The organism is Arthrobacter glacialis, from assembly GCF_002909445.1.
Classification (GTDB): Bacteria; Actinomycetota; Actinomycetes; order Actinomycetales; family Micrococcaceae; genus Specibacter; species Specibacter glacialis.
In genome coordinates, this window is sequence record NZ_PPXC01000013.1 from 41,180 (window position 1) to 63,811 (window position 22,632).

At 61.9% G+C, this 22,632-nt stretch carries 18 protein-coding genes and 1 pseudogene; 2 read left to right on the plus strand and 17 right to left on the minus strand.

The genetic code is table 11. The features are described 5' to 3' along the window. Nucleotides 1–30: 30 nt before the first annotated feature. From CVS27_RS15285 to CVS27_RS15310, 6 genes are all read right to left on the minus strand, one after another. On the minus strand, nt 31–891 hold the full coding sequence (locus tag CVS27_RS15285; protein ID WP_103466787.1) for a DMT family transporter: 861 nt from the start codon (nt 889–891) through the stop codon (nt 31–33). A 47-nt stretch (nt 892–938) separates the two neighbouring features. After that, nucleotides 939–1,322 (minus strand): methyltransferase family protein, encoded by a 384-nt coding sequence (locus tag CVS27_RS15290; RefSeq protein WP_103466711.1) that lies wholly within the window; start codon nt 1,320–1,322, stop codon nt 939–941. A 100-nt stretch (nt 1,323–1,422) separates the two neighbouring features. Then, on the minus strand, nt 1,423–2,487 hold the full coding sequence (locus tag CVS27_RS15295) for a type II glyceraldehyde-3-phosphate dehydrogenase (protein WP_103466712.1): 1,065 nt from the start codon (nt 2,485–2,487) through the stop codon (nt 1,423–1,425). Nucleotides 2,488–2,558: 71 nt separating this feature from the next. Continuing rightward, on the minus strand, nt 2,559–5,744 hold the full coding sequence (locus CVS27_RS15300) for a beta-phosphoglucomutase family hydrolase (RefSeq protein ID WP_103466713.1): 3,186 nt from the start codon (nt 5,742–5,744) through the stop codon (nt 2,559–2,561). A 1-nt stretch (nt 5,745) separates the two neighbouring features. Beyond that, nucleotides 5,746–8,175 carry a phosphoketolase family protein gene (locus CVS27_RS15305; protein WP_103466714.1) on the minus strand — a complete coding sequence of 810 codons (2,430 nt, stop codon included), beginning with the start codon at nt 8,173–8,175 and terminating at the stop codon, nt 5,746–5,748. Between the two features lie 44 nt (nt 8,176–8,219). Next, nucleotides 8,220–10,655, minus strand: coding sequence for a heavy metal translocating P-type ATPase (locus CVS27_RS15310; RefSeq protein ID WP_103466715.1), 2,436 nt, complete (start codon nt 10,653–10,655; stop codon nt 8,220–8,222). An 804-nt stretch (nt 10,656–11,459) separates the two neighbouring features. On the opposite strand from CVS27_RS15310, the pseudogene CVS27_RS15315 reads away from it, so the two are divergent. Continuing rightward, nucleotides 11,460–11,633 (plus strand): annotated as a pseudogene (locus CVS27_RS15315) (Tn3 family transposase); the annotation flags it as partial. A gap of 187 nt (nt 11,634–11,820) precedes the next feature. Here the strand turns inward: CVS27_RS15315 and CVS27_RS15320 are convergent. The 11 genes from CVS27_RS15320 to CVS27_RS15370 all read right to left on the minus strand — a co-directional run bounded on the left by CVS27_RS15320 (nt 11,821) and on the right by CVS27_RS15370 (nt 21,012). Next, entirely contained in the window at nt 11,821–12,144 is a 324-nt protein-coding gene (locus CVS27_RS15320) for a heavy-metal-associated domain-containing protein (protein WP_103466716.1), read from the minus strand. A gap of 232 nt (nt 12,145–12,376) precedes the next feature. Then, nucleotides 12,377–12,847 carry a peptidase gene (locus CVS27_RS15325; protein ID WP_103466717.1) on the minus strand — a complete coding sequence of 157 codons (471 nt, stop codon included), beginning with the start codon at nt 12,845–12,847 and terminating at the stop codon, nt 12,377–12,379. A 13-nt stretch (nt 12,848–12,860) separates the two neighbouring features. After that, complete coding sequence (locus CVS27_RS15330; protein ID WP_103466718.1) at nt 12,861–13,955, minus strand: cation diffusion facilitator family transporter; 1,095 nt, start codon at nt 13,953–13,955, stop codon at nt 12,861–12,863. Then, nucleotides 13,952–14,314 (minus strand): ArsR/SmtB family transcription factor, encoded by a 363-nt coding sequence (locus tag CVS27_RS15335; protein WP_103466719.1) that lies wholly within the window; start codon nt 14,312–14,314, stop codon nt 13,952–13,954. The genes CVS27_RS15330 and CVS27_RS15335 overlap by 4 nt, the downstream gene beginning before the upstream one ends. A gap of 644 nt (nt 14,315–14,958) precedes the next feature. Next, the gene (locus tag CVS27_RS15340; RefSeq protein WP_103466720.1) at nt 14,959–15,633 is read right to left on the minus strand and encodes a DedA family protein; all 675 of its coding nucleotides are present in this window, start codon (nt 15,631–15,633) and stop codon (nt 14,959–14,961) included. A 121-nt stretch (nt 15,634–15,754) separates the two neighbouring features. Continuing rightward, a complete protein-coding gene (locus tag CVS27_RS15345) occupies nt 15,755–16,315 on the minus strand; it encodes a hypothetical protein (protein WP_103466721.1) in 561 nt (186 codons plus the stop codon). A gap of 1 nt (nt 16,316) precedes the next feature. Beyond that, nucleotides 16,317–17,288 carry an ABC transporter permease gene (locus CVS27_RS15350; protein ID WP_103466722.1) on the minus strand — a complete coding sequence of 324 codons (972 nt, stop codon included), beginning with the start codon at nt 17,286–17,288 and terminating at the stop codon, nt 16,317–16,319. Beyond that, on the minus strand, nt 17,281–18,189 hold the full coding sequence (locus tag CVS27_RS15355) for an ABC transporter permease (protein WP_243400216.1): 909 nt from the start codon (nt 18,187–18,189) through the stop codon (nt 17,281–17,283). The genes CVS27_RS15350 and CVS27_RS15355 overlap by 8 nt, the downstream gene beginning before the upstream one ends. Continuing rightward, nucleotides 18,186–18,923, minus strand: coding sequence for an ABC transporter ATP-binding protein (locus CVS27_RS15360; protein WP_103466723.1), 738 nt, complete (start codon nt 18,921–18,923; stop codon nt 18,186–18,188). The genes CVS27_RS15355 and CVS27_RS15360 overlap by 4 nt, the downstream gene beginning before the upstream one ends. 202 nt (nt 18,924–19,125) lie before the next feature. After that, nucleotides 19,126–20,442 (minus strand): alpha/beta hydrolase, encoded by a 1,317-nt coding sequence (locus CVS27_RS15365; RefSeq protein WP_103466789.1) that lies wholly within the window; start codon nt 20,440–20,442, stop codon nt 19,126–19,128. 234 nt (nt 20,443–20,676) lie between these two features. Next, on the minus strand, nt 20,677–21,012 hold the full coding sequence (locus CVS27_RS15370) for a hypothetical protein (RefSeq protein ID WP_243400217.1): 336 nt from the start codon (nt 21,010–21,012) through the stop codon (nt 20,677–20,679). 173 nt (nt 21,013–21,185) lie between these two features. Between CVS27_RS15370 and CVS27_RS15375 the strand changes: the two genes are divergently transcribed. Then, nucleotides 21,186–22,598 (plus strand): sensor histidine kinase, encoded by a 1,413-nt coding sequence (locus CVS27_RS15375; RefSeq protein WP_103466724.1) that lies wholly within the window; start codon nt 21,186–21,188, stop codon nt 22,596–22,598. The last annotated feature ends 34 nt before the right edge of the window (nt 22,599–22,632 follow it).

Here is a 22,632-nt window from a genome sequence, read left to right on the forward strand (position 1 = left end):
ATCGGGTACCCTAGGCTGCGGGACAGTGGGTTACTGTCCGGAGACGTTTCCGCGGCCCTGCACGACACGCTTCCTTCCCGGCAGCACGAGTACAAGCATGGACACGATAACCAGGACCATGCCGGCCATGCTCCAGAAGGTCTGGCGTTCCTCCAGGACGACTATCGACAACAGGATGCCGAACACCGGCACAAGGAAAGTCCATGCCGAGACCGCGTCCAGGCGACAGTGCTGGACCTCCGTGAACCAACCGAGAAAAGCTGCAGCGGTGCCCACGAGGGAGACATACAGGAGAATGCCGATGAAACGCGCACTCCAGTTGATGGCCGGAGCCCCTTCTGTCAGCCCGGCAACGAGCGCGAGTATGACGCCCCCGATCAGGAAATGCCACCCGATCACCGGCAGGACATTGGCCTTTACCTGCCGCGAAATCAGAGTTCCCGCGGTGATCGCCAGAGCCGCGGTGATAGACAGCCACGCGCCGGTGCCGATGCCGCCGGGCAGGGCCACAGCAAGCAGCCCGACGAATCCGGCACCCAGCGCGGCCAGCGTCCGTGCCGAGATGCGTTCCTTGTATATCCACCAGGCCGGTAGAACGATGAGCAGCGGCTGGGCATTGGCCAGAACCGAGGCGGCTCCTGTCGAGAGACCGGCCAGACCGCCGAACATGGCACCGAATGCCACCGAGACATTGACAATTCCCATCACTGTTATCAGAATCCAGGTCCGTGCCCCGCGCGGCGTCGGTTCCCTCCGGAATCCCGCTGCCATTAGGAGTGCCGCGCCGGCTATGAGCGCACGCAACGCGGCGAACCACAGCAGCGGGGCGTCCTTCAGGCCGACGCTGATCGCCAGAAAGCAGGAGCCCCAGGCTAAAGTGATCCACAGCATGCGCACCGGTTTGGGGCGACGCAGCTGCGTTGATAGTCCGGATCCGCTCAAGTTACGGGGCGTTTGTTCCGGCGCTTCGGGATGAAGGCAGGAACCCTTCTCGCGTATTCGATGTACTCTTCTCCGAATTCGGCGGCCATGTTCTGCTCCTCGTGTTTGGACAGGCGGTGGTAAACGACAACTAGGATCGGGAACATGATCAGGGTCAGGAGGGTGGGCCACTGCAGCAGGAAAACGAAAATGATGGTCAGGAACCCTAGGTACTGCGGGTGGCGGAGCCGGGCGTAGATACCGCTGACAGCCACCCGGCGCTCCGTCTGTGCCGCATACAAAACTCGCCATGCCTGATACAGCAGGATAAAGCCGGCAGCTATGAGCACGTTGCTCAGCAGGTGCAGGAGGTTCAGATGCGGATCTCTTTGCCAGCGCATCAGGTCCTGCCACGGATAAGCAAGGCCCTGCGGTCAGGAACCGGACGCATGGGAGAACGCTGCTCTGGCTGGCTGCCGCCCGGATGCTGGTGGTCGTGGCTCACGGCTGGCCTCCCGATAGCACGGGCAGATGTTCGGCGAGGAAGTCCTGCCTCATGCCCAGCGTCGAGTCGGTCATCGTCATCGATGTCACCGCGTCCGGGGCGGTCCCGGTCAGGGCGCGGATGGCGTCGATGGTTTCGGGAACGACGATGGCCTCGTTGTAGACCTGGTACGTCAGGTAGGCCTCGTCTCCTTCGACGGTGACCAGTTCCTCCCAGACTGCGACTTCCCACATGTCTCCGCGGGGCCGGCCGAGATCCTTCATCAGTTCGATGGTCGAGTTCAGCGCGACGAGGCCGTCAGCCATCCGTATGAAGGCTATCCGCGGTGCGGCCCGCAGGGCCGCGAGGACCTCCTCCCGGCTGGCTGCGCGGGTGAGCTGGAGAGTCCAGTAGTGGTTGTGGGTCTGGGTGTGGGCGCCCTTGGCCGCGATGGTGACGACGTCCAGATCGGGTAGGACGGTCCGGGCGTCCGGGCCCTGGTGGGACGGTATTTTCGGTTCCGGGACCATGGTGTTCATGATCCCTCCGAGATGTGATTCCCAGGGGTCGGTGGCGCGTCGGATGAGGACTCCGCGGGCCTTGGCCAGCAGGCCCACGTTCTGCAGGGCACCGAGTACCCTTACGATGCTGGTCGTGTTGCATGAGACGACGCGTGTCATGTCCCGGCCCAGTGCGCTGTCATAGTTGGCCTGGGCCACGAATGAATGCCCTGTGGTGTCGTGGGATTCACCACCCTGCAGGACAACTTTCACCCCTGCCGCACGGTAGCGGGGCAGATTGCCGGCTGCCACGTGTTTGGGTGTCGCATCGACGACGACGTCCGCCTGGGCCAGCAGGTCGTCCAGGTCTCCAGAAATGGTCAGGCCTGCCTGGCCCATTGCGTCCCGCGCTTCGGCGGTGGATGCGAACAGGGGAAAACGTCCCACGGCGGAGCGGATCCGCCAGTCGGTGATGATGTCGGCGACGCCGATCAGTTCCATGTCCGGCTGCAAAAGGACAGCGTCGGCTACCCGCTTGCCGATGACTCCGTATCCGTTGACGGCTACTCTGGTCTTATTCATTGGTATGCCTTCCCACTTGCGGTTGCGGTGTTTTGTTGATGGCGGTTTTCCGGCACTGCCGATCTTGGGTCCTATAGTGTCAGGGGGAAGTTCATGTCTTCCCCGCCGGCGAGCTGTGCATAGGTTCCTTCGACGCCTATCCGCACAGCGGGTGCACTGCAGGGCTGCAGCTGGATCCGGAGGTTTGTCGCGCTCAGGGACACATCGATGCGATGGCCCCGGTACCGGATCTGAAACGCAGCACGTCCCAGCCGGGCCGGGAGTCGGGGAGAAAAGGTCAGCGCGTCGGCTTCTGTCTGGAGGCCGGCGAAAGCCCGGGCAACGATATCGACCGTCCCGGACATGGCGCCCAGATGGATGCCTTCCCGGGTGGTGCCGCCCTGGGTGTCGTCCAGGTCGGAGACCAGGGCCTCACGGAAGACCTGCCAGGCCCGGGATTCGTCAATCCGTGCCAGTACCGAGGTGTGCACCACCCGGCTGAGGGTTGATCCGTTGGCGGTCCGGGCCAGGTAGTACTCCACGGTGCGCTCTAGGTCGGGCTCCTCGAAAGGATAGCCGAGCCGGTGCAACTGCCTGATCACCCCTGTCGGCCCCACCAGGTAGATCAGCATCAGTACGTCAGCCTGTTTGGCGAGTTTGTACCGGTTGGTGGCATCGTTTTCGGCTTCGAGGATCAAATCGAGCCGTCCGATGTTGCCGTACGTGGCACGGTAGCGCGGCCAGTCCAGTTCTGCCAGGTCTTCGTAGCCATCGAACTGGCTGAGGACTCCGTCGGCATGGAACGGCACGGCGAGCCTGCGGCTGATCCTGGACCATTGGCTGATCTCCTCCTCGGTGACCTGCAGCCGCTCGGTGAGGTCACCGCCGGGATGGCCCGCGAGTTCCCGCAGCACATCGGCAGCGCGTTCGCACAGCCAGGAGAACAGCACGTTGGTGTACGCGTTGTCACGCAGCCCGGTACCGGGCGTGTCTGGGTACCCGTCGTGGTATTCGTCGGGTCCCATCACCCCTGAAAGGTGGAACCTGTCCTCCACCGGATCATGGGTGGCCAGCGAGGCAAACATTCGGGTCGCTTCGATGATCAGTTCCCCACCGCGGGCCGTCAACCAGTCCCGGTCCCCGGTGACCTGGAAGTGCTGCCAGGCGTTGTAGGCGACGGCGAGCCCGACGTGGCGCTGGCGGCTGGAGTTGTCCGGCATCCAGCGGGCGGACCGGGCGTTATAGAGCTGGCGGGGCGTCTCCTCCCGTCCGTCGCTGCCGCTTTGCCACGGGAAGAGTGCTCCTTGGAGGCCCTGGGCGCGTGCGGCGGCCCGCGCAGCATCCAGCCTGCGCCAGCGGTACTCCAGCAGGGCCCGGCTGACGTCAGGGAGTCGAAGCCCGATCACGGGGAAGACGAACAGTTCGTCCCAGAAGACGTGACCGCGGTACCCTTCCCCGTGCAGGCCCCGGGCGGGTACTCCGGCGTCCAGGGCTGCGGTATATAGGGAGATTGTCTGCAGCAGGTGGAACACATGGAGGTTGAGTACCAGCTGGGAGTGTCGGTCGCCGTCGAGGCTGATCTCGAACCGCTCCCACAGGCGGCGCCAGGCCGTCTCGTGGTCTTTGAGCAGTGCGGTGAAGCCCGTGTCAACGCGGGAAAGCCCGGCCAGGGCAGCGGCCTCGGGCGAGGAGATGGCGCCGTCGCGGGAGGTTGCCAGCGACGCAGTCCTGGTTATGGTGGCCGGCTGTCCGCCGGCCAGCCGGAGGTCGAACTGCCGCTGGTACCGGCCGCCGTCGCTCCCCGCGTCCCGGGGCGTTGCCGCCGAGGCGCCGTCGAACACCGTCCGGACGGCCAGTGCGATGCGAATCCTGCTCTGGCTGGTCTGGACTGTGCACAGGACTATGCCGCTGTCCACTTCCGTGAATTCAGGATCGGTCAGGTGCCGTTGCCCGGTGCCGGCATAGTCGCGGACGTTGGTGTTGGTCACCCCAGCATCTATTCCTTCCCGGATACCCACGGTCCCGTTGAAGGCGTGGGCCGTCAGGGTCGTCTCCAGTGCTGCCAGGTGGGGATTGTGCATGGAGACCAGCCGACGCTGCACGACGGTAAGCCGTTCCCCGTGCGGGCCCGCGAGGGTTGCGCGGCGTGTCAACAGGCCCCGGCGCAGATCGAGCTCGCTTCGTTCCTCGCTGACGTGGATATCCCCCGTTGACCACCACGGCCCGGCGCCGATGCGCACGTCCAGGGGCAGCCAGTTGGGGACGTTGACCAGGTGTTCTTCTTCCAGCTCGCGGCCGTGGATGGTGCTTTCGGTCCGGTTGTAGACGCCGGCCAGGTAGGTCCCGGGATAGTGAACGCCGTCGTCACGGCGTTCCGGCCGGGTGCCGCGTGTTGCCATGTACCCGTTGCCCAAGGCGGTCAGGACCTCCCGGTGGCCTTCGTGGGCAGGATCGAACCCTTCGTAGACCAGCGTCCACGGGTCAGTGCGTGAGACCCCCAGGTCCAGCTCAGCGACGTCGCCGAGGACGATGTCGGCGCCGGCCAGTTCCAGCTGTTCCCGATGCCCCGCGCGGTCGATGCCGACGACCAGACCGAATCCGCCGCGGCGTCCTGCCTGGACACCGGCGGCCGCGTCCTCGACAACCGCGGTATGCCGGGGTGCCACGCCGAGCCGGCGGGCCGCTTCGAGGAACATGGCCGGGTCGGGCTTGCCCGGCAGGCCGTGTTCGGCGGCGGTCTGCCCGTCGATGATGACGTCGAATCCGGTGTCAAGGCCGGCAGCCGTCAGCAGAGCGCGGGCGTTGCGGCTCGCGGTGACCAAGCCCACGGGGATTCCTGCGGCATGCAGGCGGGCCAGCAGGGCGGTGGTCCCGGGGTAGGCCTTGATGCCATTGCGCGTCACGGCTTGCAGGAACAGGGCGTTCTTGCGGGCGCCGAGTCCGTGGACGGACCAGATGTCCGGCCCGTCATCGGGGCTGCCGGCAGGAAGCCGGGCGCCGCGGGATGCCAGGAAGGCGGTGACTCCGTCCTCGCGCTGCCGGCCGTCGACGTAACGCCAGTAGTCCGTGTCCTCGTCGAACGGATCCCTCCTTAGACGCCCGGTGAGCCGGGGGTCCTGAAGGGCCGAGTCAAAGAGTTGCTTCCAGGCTGCCGCGTGCACGGCGGCGGTCTGTGTGACAACTCCATCCATATCGAACAGCACCGCCTGATACGGCAGTGTTGCGCCATGCCGGGAATCACTGGAGGGACGTCCGCCGCCCGCATGGACCTGCGTCATGCTACGCCGGTTCCGCTGCTTCATCAGCCGGGTTGTTGGTGGGACCCGGTGCGGACGTCCACTCCCAGCTCCGGATTTCCGGCATGTCTTCGCCATGGGTGCGAATGTACTGCCGGTGCTCGATGAGCTTGTTCTTGAGCTCCTCGCGCACATGCGCCGAAACGTCCTTCAGCCTGGGCACCCGGTCGATGACGTCGATGGCCAGGTTGAACCGGTCGAGCTGGTTGAGCACGCACATATCGAACGGGGTCGTGGTGGTGCCTTCTTCCTTGTAGCCGCGGACATGGATGTTGCCGTGGTTCGTCCGGCGGTACGTGAGCCGGTGGATCAGCCACGGGTAGCCGTGGTAAGCGAAGATCACCGGCGTGTCCGTGGTGAACAGGGCATCGAAGTCCCGCCCGGACAGGCCATGGGGATGTCCCGTGTCATCCTGCAGGCGCATGAGGTCAACAACGTTGACCACCCGGATCTTCAAATCCGGGAACCGCCCGCGAAGGATGTCGACGGCGGCGAGGGTCTCCATTGTTGGCACATCACCGGCGCAGCCCATGACAACGTCCGGTTCCCCGTCCGCATCCGAACTGGCCCAGTCCCAGATGCCGATGCCTTTGGTGCAATGCACGATCGCCTGCTGCATGTCCAGGAACTGTAGTTGCGGCTGCTTGCCGGCGACAATGACGTTGACGTACTGGCGGCTGCGCAGGCAGTGGTCGGCCACGGACAGGAGCGTGTTGGCGTCCGGCGGCAGGTAGACGCGGATGACATCGGCCTTCTTGTTGATCACATGGTCAATGAACCCGGGATCCTGGTGCGAGAACCCGTTGTTGTCCTGCCGCCACACGTGGGAGGTCAGCAGGTAGTTCAGGGAAGCGACCGGCCAGCGCCACGGGATGTCGTTGGTCGTGGTCAGCCACTTGGCATGCTGGTTGAACATCGAGTCGACGATGTGGATAAACGCCTCGTAGCAGGAAAAGAATCCATGCCTCCCCGAGAGCAGGTACCCTTCCAGCCAGCCCTGGCAGGTGTGTTCAGAGAGGATCTCCATGACCCGCCCGTCGCGGGCGAGATGGTCATCCTCTGGAACGGTCCGGGCATTCCAAGCCCGGTCAGTCGCGTCGAAGATGGCCCCCAGCCGATTGGAGTTGTTTTCGTCCGGGGCGAAGACCCGGAAATTATCCATGTTCCCAGCCATGATGTCCCGCAGGAACGTGCCCAGCACCCGGGTGGATTCCACCGCCCCGGTGCCGGGATCCAACACGGGCACGGCATAGCCGGCGAAGTCGGGCATGCGCAGGTCGCGCAGCAACAGCCCTCCGTTCGCGTGCGGGTTCGCGCTCATACGCCGCTCCCCGACCGGATGCAACCCGCCGACCTCCGCCACCGGAGCACCCGCGTCGTCGAAGAGTTCCTCGGGGCGGTAGCTGCGCAGCCACTGTTCGAGCACGGCACGGTGGCTGTCGTTTTCGCGGGCTTGGGTGAAAGGCACCTGGTGCGAACGCCAGCTTCCCTCCACCTTCAGTCCGTCCACTTCAGGCGGTCCCGTCCAGCCCTTGGGAGAGCGAAGGACAATCATGGGCCAGCGGGGCCGTTCGGTGCGGCCGTCCTCGCGGGCGCCGCGCTTGATTTCAAGGATCTCGTCCAGGCAGGCATCCAGGGTCCGGGCAAAGTCCTGGTGCATCTGTTCCGGGTCGGAGCCTTCCACGTAATACGGTGTGTGGCCGTACCCGCGCAGCAGTGAGTCCAGTTCTTCATGGCTGATCCGGTCCAGGACCGTGGGGTTGGCGATCTTGTAGCCGTTCAGGTGCAGTATCGGCAGGACAGTGCCATCCCGTGCCGGGTTCACGAACTTGTTCGAGTGCCAGCTCGCGGCCAGCGGGCCCGTCTCTGCCTCCCCGTCGCCGATGACAGCCGCCACGACGAGGCCCGGGTTATCGAACGCTGCCCCGTAGGCGTGCGAGAGCGCATATCCGAGCTCCCCGCCCTCGTGGATGGACCCCGGTGTCTCCGGTGCCACATGACTGGGGATGCCGCCGGGAAAGGAGAACTGGCGGAACAGCCGTTTCATCCCTGCGGTGTCCTGGGAAATATCCGGGTACGTCTCGCTGTACGTGCCTTCCAGCCAGGCCGACGCCACCGGGCCCGGTCCGCCGTGCCCTGGGCCCATGATATAGATCATGTCCAGGTCCCGTTCCATGATGGCCCGGTTCAGGTGGGCGTAAATGAAATTCAGGCCTGGAGTGGTGCCCCAGTGCCCCAGCAGCCGCGGCTTGATGTGCTCGGGGCGCAGCGGTTCGTGCAGCAGTGGGTTGTCCATGAGGTAGATCTGTCCGACGGAGAGGTAGTTCGCCGCCCGCCACCATGCATGAATGCAGTCCAGCTGATCGGGGCTGAGCACGGGTTCCCGGGTTTGCGGGAGCTGATGGTCTGTCATGGGAGGTCCTGCCTGTCGGTGTGGGAACGGGGCTCGGGCGGCGTTTAGCGGACGCCGCTTGGTTCCGGTGCTGGCTCGGTCTTGATCGTGCGGCCGGTAGCCTCGCCGGGCGCTGGAAGGCGCAGGCGCTTGAGGAGCAGGGCGTTGACGGCGACGATGACGCTGGATCCGGACATGGAGATCGCGGCTATTTCTGGGCTAAGCATGAGCCCAAACGCGGGGAAGAAGACGCCGGCGGCGATCGGCAGGGCGATGACGTTGTAGCCGATGGCCCAGCCCAGGTTCTGTCGCATCTTGCGCAGCGTGCCCTTGCCGATGCGCAGGGCAATGGGAACGTCCAGCGGATCCGAGCGCATGAGGACGACGTCGGCCGTTTCGATGGCCACGTCGGTACCCGCCCCGATGGCGATGCCAAGGTCGGCCTGTGCCAGCGCTGGGGCGTCGTTGACGCCGTCGCCGACCATGGCGACCCGTTTGCCAGCCTTCTGCAGTTCGGCCACCTTTGCGGATTTGTCTTCGGGAAGCACCTCGGCGATGACGGTGTCGATGCCGAGCTGGGCGGCAATCCGCTTCGCGGTTGCCTCGTTGTCTCCCGTGAGCATAACGACCTCGATGCCGGTTTCATGCAGTGCCGCTACGGCGGAGGCAGCGGTGTCACGGGCGGCGTCAGCCAGTGCGATCACGCCGGCGGCCCTACCGTCCACGGCCACCAGAACTGCCGTGCGCCCCGTCGAGGCGAGGGCCTCGCGCTGTTCGGCTACCGGCCCGATGTCAATGCCTTCGGCAACCATCAGCTTCCTGTTGCCGACGAAGACCTTCCGCCCGTTTACCGTGGCGCCGGCACCGTGGCCGGGGACGTTCCGGAATGCTTCGGCATCAGCGGACGGAACGCCGCGGGCGACAGCATAGCTGACGACGGCGGCGGCGAGGGGGTGCTCGGATTCGCGTTCGACGGCGGCCACGAGAGCCAGGAGTTCATCCTCATCGAATTCATGGGCAATGAAGTCCGTGACTTCCGGTTCACCCTTGGTCAGCGTGCCCGTCTTGTCCATCACGACAGTATCGATGCGTGCTGCGGTTTCCAGCGCTGTGGCGTTCTTAAACAGGACGCCGCGCTTGGCGCCAAGGCCGGTGCCGACCATGATCGCCGTCGGGGTGGCCAGACCTAGGGCATCGGGGCAGGTAATGACCACCACGGTGATCGCGAAGAGGATCGCCTGCCCAACGCTCACACCGGCAAGCCACCAGGCCAGGAAGGTGACGGATCCGCCGATCAGCGCTACCAGGACCAGCCAGAACGCGGCCCTGTCGGCCAGGCGCTGCCCGGGGGCTTTGGAGTTTTGGGCTTCCTGGACGAGGGCCACGATCTGCGCCAGGGCCGTGTCGGCTCCGACTTTGGTGGCCCGGACACGCAATGTTCCGGTCGTGTTGACGGTGGCGCCGATCACCTCGGAGCCCGTGGACTTGGCCACCGGCAGGCTTTCACCGGTGACCATGGACTCATCAATGTCGGATTCGCCGTCTTCGACGGTGCCATCCGTGGGGATTTTGGATCCCGGTCGCACCAGCAGCAGGTCCCCGGGCACGACCTCGGAGGTCGGCACCTCCACGGGTTCCCCGTTCCGGATCACTAGGGCCATGGACGGTGCCAGCTCCAGCAGTGTGCGGATGGCGTCGTTCGCCCCGCCCCTTGCCCGCATTTCGAACCAGTGTCCCAGTAAGACGAAGGCGGCCAGGACAGTCGCGGCTTCATAGAAGACATCCCCACCACCGGTCAGGGTAACGATGAGGCTGTAGAGCCAGCCCGCTCCCACGCCGACGGCCACGAGGACCATCATGTCCAGGGTGCGGGCCTTCAGTGCCCGGTAGGCGCCGTCGAAGAAAATCCAGGCCGAGTAGAAGATGACCGGCAGGGAAAGGATCAAGGCAAAGACGTCGTCCCGTAAACCGAACGGAGCCGGGACGGTGAAGCCGATGACTTCGCGTCCGATCGGGGACCACAGAGTAATCGGCACCGAGAGGATGGCCGCAATCAGGAAACGGTTCCGCATGTCGCGAATCATCGACTCCATCGACATGCCGTGGCCCCCATGACCGCCGTGACCCATGACCTCCTGCGCATCCCGGGGGGCTTGCTGGGCGTGGGCGGTGTGGCCTTCATGGGCAGACGGTTGGTGGTCGGCTGTACCGTTGCCGCCACGTGCCGATGGTGCGGAGCCGCTTTCGTGCATCGGATCACAGATATGGTCCGGCACGGACTGGCCGGAACAGTGGTAGCCGCATTCTTGCACCCAGCTCCTGAGGTCGGCGATTGAGGTTTTGTCGGGGTCGAACGTGACGTTCGCGGTCTGCGAAACAGGATTCGCTTCCACGTTGAGCACGCCCGGTCGACGGGAGAGCGTGGCTTCAGCGATGCTCTTGGATGATGCCCAGTGGACACCCGCCACTTCCATGACCGCGGTTTGCTTCCTATTGCTCATTACGGAAATTCCTCTCAGGGTTCGATAGCGGTTGAAGAAGTGTCCGGCCGTCGATCTCTTAGCTCATTGGTAGGGCACTACAGCCGCAGTGGCCGGCGCGGAAACGAGGTTCGCCCTGCCACGACAGCTTAGGGCGTTGCCGGGGAACGTCCGCTCCGGGCGGCTCGACGCAGCTGTGGGGCGTCCAAGCCCCCAGATCAGAGTCCGGAGGGCAGACTTCTCCTATACGCGGCTGATGGGAAGCCGGATGAGCGATACAGGATGGAGGGGTGCTCCGGGAAGAGCCCCGGCTGGCTGTGCTGCAGCACCGGCGGCGGAGGCGCTGCCGCGCACTCCCGGGACAGAAGAGGGAGCGACGGCTGAAGACAGCACATCAGGGCACGCTACAGACAAGCCCAAGTTCATGGGGCAGTGTTCTGTACGGGATGGGGCGGGTTGTCTCACCCCGTCATTTTCGGCAACCACAGCGGTGTCGCCGGAAAGGACGAGCCGGATACTCACAAACTCAGAGTTTTCCGGGTCGGACAAGGTGACGGTCCGCGATGTAGCACTGGCTCCGGTTTCCTGAGTAGACTCCATCGGCCTGTCAGGAATTCCCGTAATCGCGACGAGAAACACCAGCACCGCGGTGATTGCGGCCACGTTGGAAAAATCATGGTGCCATCGCATGGAATGACGCACGTTTCCCCATCCCAGTGTTAATCTCGAATCATGCTGGTTGGTTTCACCCTCTGCTGTGATCATATCAAACCGGGTGCGGGGAACTTTAAGTCCTTGTCACAAACAAAGCGGTTCATCGTTGTGATCGTGCTCTGGAACACCGTCTACCTCGAGCGCACCATCACCACCTTGGATAAGGAGACCAACGCAACGGACCCTGATCTGCTGCGTTTCCTTTCACCCCTGGGGTGGGAGCACATCAACCTCACCGGCGACTACACATGGCCCCGCGCCAACCAGGTCAAAGCCGGCAAATAATACAGGCCGATCCGACGCTCGTCTAAACCTTAGCGTCGGATAATTCACTTTTCACCTATCAGGTCAGTATTCCCAGTGGTCGTCTTGGTCGCGGGTATGGTCGTCGGAACGGTTGCGTTCGTGCTGCTCTCTTTCGTTGCGTTCCTTGTTCGTCCATGACGCTCCCTAAATCGTTGAAAAGGGGTTTCTAGCTTGTGATGACAGCGTATCCGGCCACGGCGACGGCGGCGCGGATTTCCTCCGAGGTGACGGATCCGGAAACTGTCAGTGTCGAGGCGCCACCGACGACCAGGTCAATGGTGGCGGAGTCCACCCCCGCCACGGCCATAATGGCCGACTCCACGCGCTGAACACAATGCCCGCAGGTCAGGCCTTCCAGCCGGTAACTGGTCCCGGAGGCATCTTTGGCGCTGGCGGGTGCTGCAGTTTTCGTCTCGGTTGAACAGCACGCACAGGTGCTCTCTGAAACAGGGGTCAGTTCGATCAGTGTGTGACTATCTGGTTCGCACATATCGGTCAGGTCCTTTGGAAAGGGTTGGATGGTGTGCGTTGTGGGTTGAACGGCAGTGGCGGGCGGAGTATCCAACGGCCGCGACAAACTACTTCACTAACAACATCTCCAATATACCCCCTAGGGGTATCTAGGTCAAGAAGTTGCAGATGTGATTTGGGATTCAATGGCCGGCCGTTCCGTCATGAAATCAATAGATCCGGGGTCTGGAAGCAGGATCATTCCACACGTTCTAGAGGTCGCTAAGTCCAATTCCCTGATCGTCGAGGCAAGGCGAGCGTTTCCCCGCGGCTGGCCCGATGGAACGCAGGCATGTGCAAGCTGGTCCTTTGACGGCAGGCATGGACAGCCACACGAATCGTTGCATCTTGTTGTATGTGCCAAAGTCCAAGACTGCGCCGTCGAGTTTGGGTGCCAGTTCGTGGCTGACGCTGATCACGATTCCTCTATGGTTCGGCTGGTTCCACTCGTTGAGGGAATCGCTTCCGGGCCAGCTCAGGCTATGGAGCAGGCATCGAAGGGGTTTCTTTGGTTCCGTCCGAGAGAAGTACAGGCCCTGCTTGCGACAGCCTCCGCTTCCCTGATAACAATGCAACAGCCCGCCGAACACCTCGATCATGTCCACTGCATTCCCGGTAATAGAGAAGCTGCCGTGTCCGGGAATGCTCGCCGACAGACCCTGATCAGGTATCAAGGCGGTCATTGGACCGACTGTCTCATCGATGAACCTCGTGCTTGGACAATTCAACGTCAGCCTTGTTGTCGTCCGCAGGGGTCGTGATGGCCTTGATCACCACGTCGTCGAGTTTCTTGAGCGCATGCCCGAGCCGATGCTCGGCATCCCGGATGGTCTCTTCGACCACTGACAGGGTGTTGTCAGCAACGATGACGGTTGCCGTGCCCTGCAGCCGGTGCCCTACCCAACGCAATTGCAGCCTTGGCACCTCCAGAATGCCAGGCGTGGCTTCAAGAGCGGAGTGTGCGCTGGAAACGAGGTCAGGTTCGATGCCGTCCATGAGCCGGCGGCCAATGCTTTTCACCGTCCCCCAGAGTAAGACGATGATTGCAGCTGAAATCAGCAGGCCAATGATCGGGTCCGCCAGTGGGAATCCGAGCATCACGCCGACGGCTCCGATCACTACGGCGAGGGACGTGAATCCGTCGGTGCGGGCGTGCACGCCGTCTGCGACGAGCGCGGCCGAACCGATTTTTTGTCCGACCCGGATGCGGTAAACTGCCACGATCTCATTGCCGGCGCATCCGATCACGCCGGCCGCGAGCACCCACCAGAGGTTTTCTAGGGGTTGCGGATTGAACAGGCGTTCGATTGACTGCCATGCGGCTAGGATCGCGGACAGGGCAATGACTGCAACAATGAACAGGCCGGCCAGATCCTCGGCCCGCCCATAACCGTACGTGTAGCGTTTCGTGGCCACCCGGCGGCCCAAGATAAATGCAATCCACAGCGGCACGGCCGTGAGTGCATCGGAGAAGTTGTGGATGGTATCCGCCAGAAGCGCCACGGAACCGCTGATCGCCACCACGATGACCTGCAGCGCCGTGGTGGCCAGCAGGATTACCATGCTGATCTTCAGTGCCCGGATGCCTTCCTTGCTCGCTTCCAAGGCATCGTCGATTGAGTCGGAGGAGTCGTGAGTGTGTGGGACGAATAGTTCAAACAACCAACCCTTGAAACCCGAATGGTGCTTGTGGGAGTGTCCGTCATGGTCATGGTCATGAGGTTCGTGGGGATGGTCGTGAATCTCGTGGTCACCATGGGGATGATGGTCGGACTGATCGATGAGCTTCATGCCGTTGCCTGTTCTGCTCGGTGGTGCGAGGGCATCCCGCCGAGTGCATGTTCGGCCTGGTAGATCGCGTCGGCCACGAGCTGCCGGGCGTGTTCATTCTCCAACCGGTACAAGACCTTCGTGCCGTCCTGACGCGTGGAAACCATCCGGGCCAGCCGCATCTTGGCCAGGTGCTGTGATACCGCCGCCGGCGATTTGCCCACCACCTCAGCCAGTGCACCGACCGCCATTTCACCCTCACGCAGGGCAAGGATGATCCGGACCCGTGTGGCATCGGCCAGCATGGCAAAGATCTCCACTGCCAGTTCCACGTACTGGCTGTCGACATCCAAAGAACAAGCTCTCTTATCTGCATTCATACGCAAACACTAACATTAAAGCTTCCCTTTCATCACGCTCACCCTTGGATAGCGGGTACCCCACCAGCACCTGCACAGAACAAGGTTCTGAGTTCCGTTCCTGCATACTGCTGACTGCAACTCACGATTCCGAGATCAGTGTTGGCAGGGGCATTCAATAATTGGGTGTCGCGTTGGCTAGCTGCAGCGCTGTGAATTTCTGTTGATGGAGGGACAGTATTATTGTGCGGTTTCACCAAGATTCTGGCTCCTCGCCGCCATTCTGGAGACTTGATTTGCGATTGAAATATGGGTGTCAAGTTGCGAACAGTTCGCATGTCACTGGGTACTCATGCGGTTTGCTCGAGGGGCGGGGGAACGGGTATTGAAGATGTTGGGTTTGAATTCTGGGTAACCTTTTTCATCAACTCGTGTCCGTTGACCTTACGGTCGGCAGGTCTTCCTGGAGGATCCTCCTTTGCGATCTAGACACGTCCATGTACGACCTCATTTTGAGCAAGTCCTCGTCGCTCCGAATCGAGGCCCCACGCCAGAAACTTGTCCAGTGACGTCTCTTGTGACAAACGGATGATTTATGGACACACCATCAGGGAGGAGCGCCCGCGGGTAGAGGTTCTGAACCGAATCAGTACTGCACGGTGTGGTCATACCTTGAATTCGAGACGGATGGGTTCTCCTGGGGTCCCGTTGGACACGAGGCGGAGGTTCTTTTCATTGCGGGCCTTGCGTTGTTTTCGGATATGCCAGGTGATGAGTCCGAGGATGGCGATGCCGAGGAAGGAAAAAGTGACGGTGTGCCCGATGCTTTTTGCCAAGGCAAGGTAGGCGTTGCCCGCGAAGTATCCGAGTAGGACTGCTGCGGTGCCCCAGATGATGCCGCCTGCGGCATTGAAGATGAGGAAGCGGCGGTAGGGCATGTGGGACAGTCCGGCTAGTGCTGGCATGACGGCCCGGAAGAACGCAGTGAAGCGACCGAGAAAGACTGCCGTTCCACCACGGCGGGCAAGAAAATCGCGTGCATCGTCCAGTTTTTGTCGCCGCTTTCGCAACAGTTTCAGGTCCAGCAACCGTGGGCCATAACGCCTACCCACCTCGTAACCGACGGTGTCCCCGATGATCGCTGCCAGTACGACCAAAACCGTAATAAGCCACAAGTTCAGGCTACGTTGGCTTGCTAGGACGCCGCCGAGAATCGCTGCCGTTTCGCCGGGAAGGATGAATCCGATGAACAACGCATCCTCCGCGAAGACCAGCAAAGTGACGAGCAGGTATGCCACCACAGGAGTAACCTGCAGAACCGTGCCAATGACCGCGTTCATCCTGGTCCCACCGTCCCTTTCTCCTCCGGTTTTAACTCAGCATTACATGGAGGTGCTAAGAGGACCCTGAGAGCCTGGGGAGATCCGATCGCTTGCGGTGGTTGATCCTAGGGTTGCCAGCTCAATCGACCTTCTCTCCTGTTCCTGCTGACTTGGTGGCTGTCCCTGTTGCTGTGGCGTATCCGGTGGCGCCTGCGGTGATGGTGATGGTGACTTGGTTGGGGGAGTTTCGATAGATGCTGTATTTGTTTTCCGGGTAGTGGCCGGTGCCGGTCCCGTTGTCGAAGTAGACGGTTTCCTTCTGACCAGGAGCGAGAGTGAGTCCGTCAAGCTTTTGGTAGTAAGACTCGGTTTTACCAGTGGTGGTGTCTTTCATCGTGTAAAAGACATCCAGGCCTGTCATGGGTGCTGTGGTGGTGTTGGTGAGGTCGAACTGCAGTCTGTCGGGCACCGCCGCCTTGGATTGGGGATCGACATTGTTTTCGGCTAAGGCGCCGGTGACGGTAAGCCCCGCCTTGGTGCCGGTGGTCTTCATCGGGTTGCTGGTGACGGGAAGGACGGTGGCTACTGAGGCTGTACCCACTGGTTGGTTGGGCAGCGCGCTTGATCCGCAGGCGGCCAAGGATGCGAGGGCGATCAGTGCCGCAACCAAGATGGTGGCGGGACGGAATAAGGCTTTCATTTCAGGGGACCTTTCGTAGGATAATTTTCTGAGTACCGGCCAGCCGTGCTACGCCGATGGATGTGATCAGTCCGGCCAGGAGCCAGAGGGTGTTGTTGAAGGTGCCGGCCCAGATGAATCCCAGGGATTTTTGGTTGTAGTCATTCTTGATGCCCAGGTAGGCGAAGGTGGCACGTTCATAATGTTTGGTTACTGAGGTCTGTTCGATGAGGTCCCGGGTTGTTTCGTAGCCGGTGAAGTGGGCCATGACGGCTTGTTCATGGGATTTATCGACTTGAAGGCTTGCGAACAGGCCGCCGGGAATCTGGTTGTCGGGGTCCATGGTGTCCCCGATCTGGGGGATGATCAGGACTACTATCAGCCAGAGAACCAACGCCAGAATCAACCCGGTTCCAGTGCGCCGGGTCAGTGACGACAGGGCCATGGCCAGCAGCGACCACATGATGAGGTAACCGATAGTGTGGGCTGCTGCAAGGCCAAGGCGGAGGTAGTCACCCCCTTGAAGGGGCGCGTTCCCCACCAGTAGCAAGGTGGCGGTGATAACGAGGAACAGGCCCGTCACGGTCACTGTCCAGAGCAGGGCAAGTGAGAGAATTTTTCCTGTCGCGAAGGCATACCGTCCCAGGGGGCGGCTGAAGATCAGTTGGAGAGTGCCCCGACCCTTTTCCTTGGTGATGATGGAATAACCGAGTACGACGGCGAACAGGCTCCCGATGATTTCCAGGTACTCAATTCCGCCACGGAGCATTTGCAGCGGAAACAATTGTGGCGCCGGGGCTGTGGCTGCACTTCCGGCCGCTGTCAGGGCATCAACGTAGTGGTTGTAGCCGGCGATCTTGAGCCGGAAATCCGCAGCGGCCACGACCACTGACAGAACAACAGCGATGGCTAGAAAAACGAACAGCACAACCATGAACCGGTTGCGGCGCAAATCGGTGAGTTCCTTGCGGGCCAAAACCAGCACTTCAGTCATGGAATTCACACCTCATTCGTTCCCTCCGGGTCATGGTGACGGCGAGGCAACCGGCCACGGCGAAGGCGGCAATGGTCAGCAGGCCACCGGTCATGGTGCCAGCGGCCTGCGGGTCGGACAGGATCAGCGCACTGACATGTTTGAACTGTTCTCCCACAGAAAATGGGGCAACCAGGCCGCTTGTGAACGAGAAGAATCCGGCTTCGGCTGCTGGCGGTGAGGCAACCGGATTAAGCAAGGAGACAGGATGGGCTGCGGTCCCCAGCAGCGGCAAGATGAAAATCATCACGCTCCAAACCACGATCGGGATGAGCAGCGCCGACGTGGCCGACGATGCGTAGAGGCCAGCGAGCATGCCTAGTGCCACGAACGGGAGCATGAACAACCACGCCAATTCGTAGAAGCCAGCGATCCGTGCTCCGTCACCGAAAGAGAGCACATGGCCAACGACGACGCTGACGCATCCGATGTTGATCACTGCCGATGCCGCCAGCAATAGCAGAACAAACACGGCCAATCCTGTGAGTTTCGCTCCCAGATAGGAGGCGGGGCGTACCTCGCGGGAGAGTATCAAGTCTGTGGTCTTGGCCAGTCTGTCGCGCAAAGTGGAGTGGACGCCGATGACTATGGCCAGAAGGGCCCCGATGAGCACAATGTAGATCACCGTATTGCGGGCGTAGTACAACGGCGAAAACGCATCAAAGGGGTTCGGTGCCGTGGTCAGTCCCTGACTGAGGACTTCACGGTAGACCCCCGTCACACTGGTCCGCGCCGAGGATCCGATGAATGCCGACGCGGCAATCATTCCCACAAAGACGGCCAACAATAACTGCGGGAGCCGCTCTCGCACAGTACACAGGAGCTCGTGGAGGATCACTGCCGTCCACCGGTTCAGGTTCATGGTCGCTGACCGGCTTCAATGTGTAGATAGATATCCTCCAACGAGTCCTGATCCGGGAAGGAAGCGAGGGTTGCGGCCACCGAGTCCTGGTAGATCAGGGTCCCAGAGCTGAGAATCCCGATGCTGGTACACGTCTTCGTCACTTCCGCCAGTAGATGGGTATTCATGAAAATCGTCATGCCCAGCTCCGTGTTCAGGTCAATGATGATCTCACGCAGTTTCGCTACGCCTTGGGGATCTAGCCCCGAGGTTGGCTCGTCGAGAAAGAGCACGGACGGCTCATGGAGGATTGCTTGGGCGATGCCAGCGCGTTGACGCATCCCTTTGCTGAAGGTACCCATTCGCTGACTCTCATGACCGGTAAAATCCAGAAAACCGAGCACCTCCCCGATCCGCCTACCTGGTTGGTGGACACCGGAGAGGCGTGCGAAGAACATCAGGTTTTCGCCCAGAGTGAGATTGTCATAGAACTGGACGTTCTCGGGCAGATACCCGATGGTGCGACGGACCTGGTTCGCTGCGGTGCCGATGTCATGGCCGCCGACCACCGCCGTCCCCGATGAGGGTTCCAACAGTGTGGTCAGAATATTGACAATTGTTGTTTTCCCCGCCCCGTTGTGCCCCAGCAGGCCGAAAATCTCGCCGACCGGTACTGACAGGGTCAGCTCGTTCAGTGCTTGCTTGGCACCGTACCGCTTGGTCAAAGCCGTCGTCGAAATCGCATAATCGCTCATAGCATCGGAGCCTACGTGGCACCAGCTAAGAGGAAGCTGAGAGACCATCCAGTCCGTGCAGGGACCACCGCGATAGTTCACTGGCGGGCATGATCTGCCGGTCGCGTCGGGTCCTTCATGAACCGGTTCTTGCTCACGCTCAATCAACTGCCCATCAATGCAGCGTGACGCGAAAATCTGTCGGCTGACAGCGTGCGCGGTATTAGGGGGCGAGGCCAAGCCGGGGCGCCAACCAGGTCAGGGCCGGGCTCATGGCGTTCAGGGGCACCGTCCAGGAGTGGCCAGCATCCGGCACACTATGGGTCATGACAGTCATCCCAGTGGACCGGGCTGCCGCGGAAAGCTGATTCATGTAGCCGGTAAATCGTTCATCCTGCGCGCCGGCAGCGAAGAAAATCCAGCTATCCGGGTACCTGTTCTTTGCCATCACGGCTAACGGAGTAACTGCATTGAACGCCCCAGCATCACCGCCGAAGGCCGTGTTGATGGTCGCGGTTCGGTCTGCGGAGAGGGCGGGCTCGGCCTCACCGCTGAGATCGATGGCCGAGGGGTATATTTTCGGGTGCAGGGCCGTCATTTGTAGCGCGCAGGTCCCACCAAAGGAGAACCCGCCGATGCTCCAGCGCTGCGGGTTGGGATCAACATTGAGCGTAGTTTTGATCCAGGCCGGGACATCTACTACCAGGTATGTGTCGGTCTTGGCGATCTGTGAGTCCATGCACATGGTGTTCCCGGAAGAGGAACCGTTAACGTCCGGAATCACGACAACGGGAGCCAGCCCCTGGTGGGCGGCGGCGAAGGCGTCCATAATCGGCTGCAACTGGCCAGCCTTGAGCCAGTCGGTAGGTGACCCGGGCTGTCCTGGGATGAGGACCAGCACCGGCAGCAACGGAGGATTCTTTGCTTGATAGGCCGGCGGCAGATAGACGTATGCTGTCCGGCCGGTGAACCCGGACACCTGGCCGGGAATCTGTACTGAATTCACGATGCCGGTTCCCGGCAACCCGGCCGGCTTCACCCAGGAGTTCACGACCGGACCAACGGCCCGAACAGTCGGACCTGGGGCGGGGGATGCTTTGGGTCCGGATCGTGCCAAGGGTGCGATGTTCGCGGTACTAGAGCCGGTAACATCCCCGATGGTGCGATACGCACCATCGTAGGCGTTGACTTGCGCGGCGACGGCAACGACCACCAGAGCCATGGCCACCGGTGCCAGAACCTTGCGCCATCGGCCGCTGCGGGCCAGGTTCAACACCATGAGCAGGACAGCGAAGATGCCTGCACCAATCCAGGCGATCACCTGCAGTGGCAGGTCATAGGCGCTCAGCCCGGCAACATTGACCACATACCAGTTGACAGCCCAAGCGAGCACGGCCGCCAGAAGAACGGCAGAGACCACGCTGAGCATCCACCCCCGGAGTCGGCGCAGCAACAGCCACGCACCTGATGCGCAGGCCAAAACAGCCAGCACTATCGGAAACGGGCCTGAGATTAGATCAGTAGTGGAGATGATATCCATGTCATTCCCGTCCATTTTTTTGTTGGGGAGAGGGGGTGAAGTTCGGCATCCTGAAGGTTGGAAACTGGACTTTCCTCACGGTGAATGACCCGGGCAGAACGGGGATCCTGTCCGGGCCATTCGGTTTCGTTGCGGCAGCCCCCCCAGATACGGGCCACGCGTAGTTATCCAGTGGCGCCTCCTTCCTGGTTACTGGCCAGTTGACCAGCCGATTTGGCCAGTGGACAGGCTGGTTTAGGGGGAGCCGGGCAGGTCGCCGGGGTCTGTGTGGTCTCCGGTTTGCTGGACGTCGGGACCGGTGTCACCGGGGGTCTCGGCTGCGTCGGATGTTTCCGCTTGATCTGTGGTTTCTGTGGCGCTGGGGACGTCCGGGGTGTCGCCAGGGGTTGAGACGTCGTTACTCGATTGAGTCGAGGATGACGGTGGTGAGGGAACAGGGGTGGCGGCGCTGGCGGCTCCGACACCGAGTCCGGCCAAGGCCATGACACCTACGGCACCCATGAGCACCTTCTTTTTCATGTCCATTCTGGCGATCCTCGCCTTGAGAGTAGTTTCCGGGTTCTTGGTCATTGTTGTGTCCTTTCCTCGCGGATCATTGCGATATCCGCTGCCATCCTGGGTGGGTGGCTATGATTCCACTGTGCCAGCTCAGCCCTGAGAGGACGCTGAGGGTTCTTGTGGGGAGGCTGAGACGACAGGTCCGGTAATTGTGTAAACGACACCGGCAGGGGCATGGTGGAACCATGAACCCACTTCGTCTGCGGCCACGCGCATTCCGACGCCAAGGGCGCCGCCTCTGGGGCGTGCGTAAAAGGGCTACAGCCACGGCCGTTGTCGTCGTTGCACTTGCGTTGCTCATCGGTGGTTTGTTGTTGTTGGTTCTATTGCAATCTTCCCTGATTGCGACCACCGAGGGGGCGGCGAAAGCCAAGGCCGCCGATGTGGCAGCGTTGATTACCAGCCAAGACGTCTCTGAGGCTGGGCAAACTCTGACCGCCACCGCGCACAACGGACAGTATGTGCAGATCATCAGCCCCGATGGGGCGGTGGTGGCATCGTCTGAAAGATCCGCTGCTACCAGATTGCTCTCGGAACTGCGCCCTAGACCTGGCCAAACCCTTAGTCATACTGTTTCCAGCCTGCAAAGCATCGGCGACACCGATGAGTTCCTCATCGTCGCTACAGGGGTGCAAACCGGTCAGGGCACCTATACGGTTGTGGTCGCCTCGACCGTCCAAGTCCAGACCGACACCGTAAGCACCGTAGCGTGGTTCATGCTCGGGGCTACACCCCTGCTCTTGATAGTGGTGGGGGTCTCAGTGTGGATTCTGGTGGGCAAGTCCCTGCGGCAAGTCGAGAGGATCCGAGGGCAGGTCGCACGGATCAACGCCAACCGACTCAGTGAACGGGTGGAGGTCCCCGCCACCAACGATGAAATCCACCGACTGGCCCTAACCATGAACACGATGCTCGACAGGCTCCAAGCCTCCGACGGTGAACAGCGCAGATTCGTCTCCGACGCCAGTCACGAATTGCGCAGCCCCTTGGCCACGATCAGTGCCGGCTTGGAAATCGCGGCCGCGGACCCGAGCGGGCAAATGTGGCACGAGCTCCAAGGAATGCTCAGCGGGGAGACAGCACGCATGCACTACCTTGTCGATGACCTGCTGACCCTGGCCAAAGCCAACGATGGCGGCGTCCACATTCTGAACCAGGATGTGGACCTCGACGACGTCCTGGATGCAGAAATCCGCAGGCTGCGCTCCCTAAGCCCCCACACCATCAGCACCAACATCACCCCCACCAAGGTCACTGGTGACCCACGCCGTCTCGGGCAGGTGCTGCGGAACGTTCTCGAGAACGCCAACCGTCATGCCCAATCCAGCATCACCGTGAGCCTGACCTCCGGACCCGACGGGGTGCGATTGCTCATCGACAACGACGGCGACCCCATACCCGAAGCTGACCGGAGCCGGATCTTTGAACGATTCGTCCGCCTCGATGCGAGCCGCTCACGCGAAAGCGGTGGTAGCGGACTCGGCCTAGCTATTGCCGCCAGCATCATGACAGCGCACCACGGCACCATCGCCGCCGCCCAGACACCGACCGGGGACTGCCGCTTTGAGCTGTTCCTGCCCCTAGACAACGCCAGCTGAGGCCGTCAATCCTTCTCACGGGTCTAGCCGGACA

Excerpts from the sequence above, each read along its gene's own strand:
- CVS27_RS15285 (WP_103466787.1), bottom strand. The coding sequence starts at position 891 with ATGCTGTGGATCACTTTAGCCTGGGGCTCCTGCTTTCTGGCGATCAGC.
- CVS27_RS15290 (WP_103466711.1), bottom strand. The coding sequence starts at position 1,322 with ATGCGCTGGCAAAGAGATCCGCATCTGAACCTCCTGCACCTGCTGAGC.
- CVS27_RS15295 (WP_103466712.1), bottom strand. The coding sequence starts at position 2,487 with ATGAATAAGACCAGAGTAGCCGTCAACGGATACGGAGTCATCGGCAAG.
- CVS27_RS15300 (WP_103466713.1), bottom strand. The coding sequence starts at position 5,744 with ATGACGCAGGTCCATGCGGGCGGCGGACGTCCCTCCAGTGATTCCCGG.
- CVS27_RS15305 (WP_103466714.1), bottom strand. The coding sequence starts at position 8,175 with ATGACAGACCATCAGCTCCCGCAAACCCGGGAACCCGTGCTCAGCCCC.
- CVS27_RS15310 (WP_103466715.1), bottom strand. The coding sequence starts at position 10,655 with ATGAGCAATAGGAAGCAAACCGCGGTCATGGAAGTGGCGGGTGTCCAC.
- CVS27_RS15320 (WP_103466716.1), bottom strand. The coding sequence starts at position 12,144 with ATGTGCGAACCAGATAGTCACACACTGATCGAACTGACCCCTGTTTCA.
- CVS27_RS15325 (WP_103466717.1), bottom strand. The coding sequence starts at position 12,847 with ATGACCGCCTTGATACCTGATCAGGGTCTGTCGGCGAGCATTCCCGGA.
- CVS27_RS15330 (WP_103466718.1), bottom strand. The coding sequence starts at position 13,955 with ATGAAGCTCATCGATCAGTCCGACCATCATCCCCATGGTGACCACGAG.
- CVS27_RS15335 (WP_103466719.1), bottom strand. The coding sequence starts at position 14,314 with ATGAATGCAGATAAGAGAGCTTGTTCTTTGGATGTCGACAGCCAGTAC.
- CVS27_RS15340 (WP_103466720.1), bottom strand. The coding sequence starts at position 15,633 with ATGAACGCGGTCATTGGCACGGTTCTGCAGGTTACTCCTGTGGTGGCA.
- CVS27_RS15345 (WP_103466721.1), bottom strand. The coding sequence starts at position 16,315 with ATGAAAGCCTTATTCCGTCCCGCCACCATCTTGGTTGCGGCACTGATC.
- CVS27_RS15350 (WP_103466722.1), bottom strand. The coding sequence starts at position 17,288 with ATGACTGAAGTGCTGGTTTTGGCCCGCAAGGAACTCACCGATTTGCGC.
- CVS27_RS15355 (WP_243400216.1), bottom strand. The coding sequence starts at position 18,189 with ATGAACCTGAACCGGTGGACGGCAGTGATCCTCCACGAGCTCCTGTGT.
- CVS27_RS15360 (WP_103466723.1), bottom strand. The coding sequence starts at position 18,923 with ATGAGCGATTATGCGATTTCGACGACGGCTTTGACCAAGCGGTACGGT.
- CVS27_RS15365 (WP_103466789.1), bottom strand. The coding sequence starts at position 20,442 with ATGGATATCATCTCCACTACTGATCTAATCTCAGGCCCGTTTCCGATA.
- CVS27_RS15370 (WP_243400217.1), bottom strand. The coding sequence starts at position 21,012 with ATGACCAAGAACCCGGAAACTACTCTCAAGGCGAGGATCGCCAGAATG.
- CVS27_RS15375 (WP_103466724.1), top strand. The coding sequence starts at position 21,186 with ATGAACCCACTTCGTCTGCGGCCACGCGCATTCCGACGCCAAGGGCGC.